The organism is Gemmatimonadota bacterium (assembly GCA_009835325.1).
Taxonomy (GTDB): domain Bacteria; phylum JAAXHH01; class JAAXHH01; order JAAXHH01; family JAAXHH01; genus JAAXHH01.
The window spans coordinates 1-3,989 of the sequence record VXWP01000067.1; the positions used below are offsets into that span (position 1 = coordinate 1).

6 protein-coding genes are annotated in these 3,989 nt (G+C 67.1%); all 6 read right to left on the reverse strand.

The features are described from left to right. On the reverse strand, nt 1–466 hold a 466-nt coding region (locus tag F4Z81_08485; GenBank protein ID MXW05084.1), incomplete at its 3' end, for a PHP domain-containing protein. Further along, entirely contained in the window at nt 466–1,965 is a 1,500-nt protein-coding gene (locus F4Z81_08490) for a DNA polymerase Y family protein (GenBank protein ID MXW05085.1), read from the reverse strand. The genes F4Z81_08485 and F4Z81_08490, both read right to left, overlap by 1 nt. Continuing rightward, complete coding sequence (locus F4Z81_08495) at nt 1,910–2,560, reverse strand: recombinase A (GenBank protein MXW05086.1); 651 nt, start codon at nt 2,558–2,560, stop codon at nt 1,910–1,912. The genes F4Z81_08490 and F4Z81_08495 overlap by 56 nt, the downstream gene beginning before the upstream one ends. 63 nt (nt 2,561–2,623) lie before the next feature. Then, on the reverse strand, nt 2,624–3,238 hold the full coding sequence (gene lexA, locus F4Z81_08500; protein MXW05087.1) for a repressor LexA: 615 nt from the start codon (nt 3,236–3,238) through the stop codon (nt 2,624–2,626). A 276-nt stretch (nt 3,239–3,514) separates the two neighbouring features. Next, nucleotides 3,515–3,730, reverse strand: coding sequence for a type II toxin-antitoxin system HicB family antitoxin (locus F4Z81_08505; GenBank protein MXW05088.1), 216 nt, complete (start codon nt 3,728–3,730; stop codon nt 3,515–3,517). Further along, nucleotides 3,727–3,927, reverse strand: coding sequence for a type II toxin-antitoxin system HicA family toxin (locus F4Z81_08510; GenBank protein ID MXW05089.1), 201 nt, complete (start codon nt 3,925–3,927; stop codon nt 3,727–3,729). Before F4Z81_08510 ends, F4Z81_08505 begins: the two co-directional genes overlap by 4 nt. Nucleotides 3,928–3,989: the final 62 nt, after the last annotated feature.

Sequence of the window (3,989 nt, forward strand, 5' to 3'; positions counted from 1 at the left end):
GGCCCGAGAGGTTCGAACCGGACGCGCCGGCGGACGCGTCGGCGTGGCCAGCCGGCCCGGCGTTCCCGGAGCCCGTCAGACCCGCCGCGCTGATCCACAGGGCGATCAGCCCCGGGCTGTGGCGGCACACCTCCTCCCAGCTCACCCGGCAGTTCCCCTTGGCGCCGCGCAGGTGCCCGGCGGTCAGCAGCCGGCAGAGGTGGGCGTAGCCTTCCCGGTCCTGGACCAGCAGCAGGATCTCCGATCCGTCCCGGAGGCTGACCTGCGCCCCCACGACCAGATGGACGTCCAGTTCCCGGGCGCGGACGTGGGCCCGCACGATGCCGTACACCCCGTTGCGGTCGGTGAGGGCCAGGGAGGAAAGCCCCAGGCGCCGGCAGGCCTCCACCAGTTCCTCGGGATGGCTGGCCCCTTCCAGGAAGGAGTAATTGCTCTTGCACCAGAGGGGCGCGTAGGGCGGGTCCATCATTCCACCCGGCCCTGGACGTACCAGCGGCCGCTCCCGTGGTCGTAGTAGATCCAGAGGGTTTCGCCCCGCGCGGTATCGACGAAACGGTAATCCCTCCGGATTTCCCGGACCCACCATCCGCCGCTGACCAGGTGTTCCGGGGGCGGGCCAAGCGGGCCGGGGCCCGAAGGCGCCTGCCAGTTCACGGGCTGGCCTTCCAGGAGCCGGGGACGGGCGTGGGCGCGGCGCACCAGGGCGCGCACGGCCACCGGCCGGGGGGCGGCCGCGGCGAGCTTGCCGAAGGGCTGCCACCCGAAACGGGCTTCCGGGAAATGCCCCGATGCCAGCCGCGCCGTGAGGACCGAACCGGGGCCGAACTCGGCCCGGACCCGCGCCAGGGCCCGCATGGCCGAGCCGGTGTCGCGGTCCGGATTCTCCTGCAGGAGGTTCAGCTTGTCGGCGGTGACGGGCACGCCCTCCACCTCGAGGGCCAGCGCCACCGGGGGGAAGGGGAAGGAAATCGTTTCCAGGCGCAGGCCCACCAGCTCCAGCAGGACCCGGGCATCCAGCGTCGGTTCGGCCGCCTGGACCCGGCAGCGGTGGCGCGTGCCGTTCTCCTGCCGGAACGCCAGTCGGAGGGCGGCGGCCGCCTGGTATCTTTCGCCCGCGGCCTTCAGCAGGGGCGCCAACAGCTGGGACACCCGGAACTGGAGGCCCCGGACGTCCGATTCGTTCGCGTCCAGTTCCATCCGGGCGCGGAGCGGTTCGGAAAGGTCCCGCGGCTGAAGGGGCAGGGACCGGTCTCCCGCCGCGAAGCGGTAGAGGGCCCGGGCCTGCTCGCCGAGATGCCGGGCGATCCGCTCCCCGGGAAGGGCCAGGAAATCCCCCACGGTATACACGGCCAGCTTGTCCAGCCGTTCCCGCAGCTTCGGCTCGAGTTGCAGATCGAGCAGCCGCACCTTTCGGCTCTCGGCTTCCTCGGCCTCCAGGGTGGGGAGCACGGCCACCTGGTTCCTCGCCTTGGCGACGGCATAGGTGCCGAAGCGGCCGAAACCGACCGCGATGCTCGCCGGCAGTTCCAGCCCGGAGAGGGCGGCGTGCATCTGCCCGGCCCAGTCCTCCAGCGACGCGTAGAGCCGGTCCAGCCCCCCCGCGTCCACCCAGAAGATCCCCGGCTCCTCCGCGCTCGGCTCCACACGGGGGCTGAAACGGTCCAGCGCGCCGTGGACCTGCCGGACCGCCGCCCCGACCTCCTCCTCCGAAACCGTTCCCGCGCACAGGCCGCGGTCCAGGGAGAGGGCCGCGGCGTACTTCATGCCCGGCCGGATCCCGCCCCGGACGGCCGCGGCGTTGAGCCACAGGATGGGACTCAGGGGCTTATCCTCTTCCACCACCGCCACCGGCCGTTCCCGCCACTGCGGATGGCTCCGCAGCAGGAGCCGCAGCGGCAACGCACGGATGTTAATGCAGGCCGTCCGGCCCCCGGCAGATTTCGGTGTGGCGCCAGCCCGGTCCATGACGTTTGTCCTTCAGGATTTCGATTTCGCATTGAAAACGGTCCACCGCCAGGCGGCGGCAGGAGGTCTGGCCCCTCAGGGTGACCATCGGCCCCAGCGAAGGCGCCTCGCGGGACTTGGCGGTCAGGCACAGGAGGGCGGCGTGGTGGTCCCGCGCCTGCCGGGCCAGGCGCACCTGCAGGGGCACGGGGATCCTGGAATCGGCGTGCAGGTCCATCACCACCAGGCCGAAGCCGCCCGAACGCAGGACCCGGTCCGCCGACCGTGCCGCGGCCCGGGCGTCCGGTACGCGGATGACCACCAGGGCGTCCAGGTCCACGCCGCTCTCCGCCGCGTCCGGCGCGAAGAAGGTGTCCGGCGTCGCCGTGATCCAGGCCGCCGGCTCGCCCTCGAGCTGGGCGTCCAGCACCAGCCGGAAGGCGGCCGTCAGCAGGGCGGCCCCCGGGACGGACGAAAGCTCGCAGAGGCGCCCGGCCAGATGCGACCGCGACCAGCACGGCCGCTCCTCCCGCTTTCCGGCGGGCATCCGCGTGAAATAGGGCTCGAGATCCTGCAGATCCCGATCCTGCAGATCCCGATCCTGCAGGGACGACATGATGATTCCTTCGGTTGTGCGATGTGTGCGATGTGTTACTCGACGCACCGGGGGCCGGCCGTCCTACTCGACGCTCCGCCGTATCTCGATGACCTTGCCCAGCAGCGAAAAGGGCGCGCCGTCCTCCCGGGGGATGATCGGATCGAAGGCCTCGTTCTCCGGATGCAACTCGACGCGGCCGTCCCGCTCCCGGTACCGCTTGACCGTCGCCTCGTCGCCCACCAGGGCCACCACGATGTCCCCCGGACTGGCCGTCGGCTGCCGGCGCACGATCACCATGTCCCCCGGCAGGATGCCGGCATGAAGCATGCTCTCCCCCTCCACGGTCAGGGCGAAGAGTTCATCGTCGTCGAAACGCGTCTGCACCATGATGTATTCCGGCGGATCCTCCATGGCCTCGGTCAGCTCACCCGCCTGTACGCGCCCCAGCATGGCGATCAACTGGGTGGGGCTGGCCTTGCCGAACTCCGGCAGCCGGTAACCCCGGGATCGGCCGTCCACCTTGGCGAGTTTCCCCTCGAACACCAGCTTCTCCAGGTGCTGGCGGGCGGACTGGACCGCACGGAACCCGAAGGCGCGCTGCACGTCCCGGGTCGTGGGCGGGGTCCCGCTCAAGATACGCTCCCGCACGAAATCGTAGATCTTCTCCCTGGTCTTTCCAGGCGATGTGTAGGCCATGATGATCTCCTCGCGGTCCGGGGATGAGGGAAACGGAGCGGCGCGTCACTATGGGCCAGCGCGATGGGCTGACGAATTGGGCCAGCACAACGGGGTGGCGCGCCAAAACGCACCGAATCGCGCCAAAACGAGCGCCTGAAAATCCATAAAACAGACATTTGTCTGTTATGTCAAGCGGTTTTTAGGAAATTGGGGGGTTAGAACAGGTGAGCGCCATTCGTGGAGTGGGAGATTACAAAGTGTGGCGAGAGCGGCTTATGGAATGGCAATCATGCGTTAATGGGCTATTTCAAGGTAAGCCGATTTCGCTGTGGGCTCGGGTATGGGATACCCTTCTTCTTTCATCCCGTCGAGATGAAACTCGATCGCTTCCTTCATGTTCGATTCTACTTCAGACCGTGTAGTACCAGTTGATACGCAACCTGTAAGGTCAGGTGAATACGCCGAGAATCCGGTTCCGGTCTTTTCTATAACGATAAGGTAACGGCTCATGATTCGCTTCCCCTGGCAATCTGCGACTGCTTCAGAATACTGTTGAATGTACCACTGGCCATGTCATCATTCAGTTTTCCCGCAACCGTTACGAGTCCTTCCTTCCAAGGATGCTTGTACTGCCGATAACTACCTCTCGTCCTCACAAGATACCAGCCGTCCTTCTCGATAAGACGGATGATCTCCCGAACTTTCATAGACTCGTTTCAACTCCATCCGGTCTTTAAATTGAACTCCTGATGATTTCGGATCCTGACAC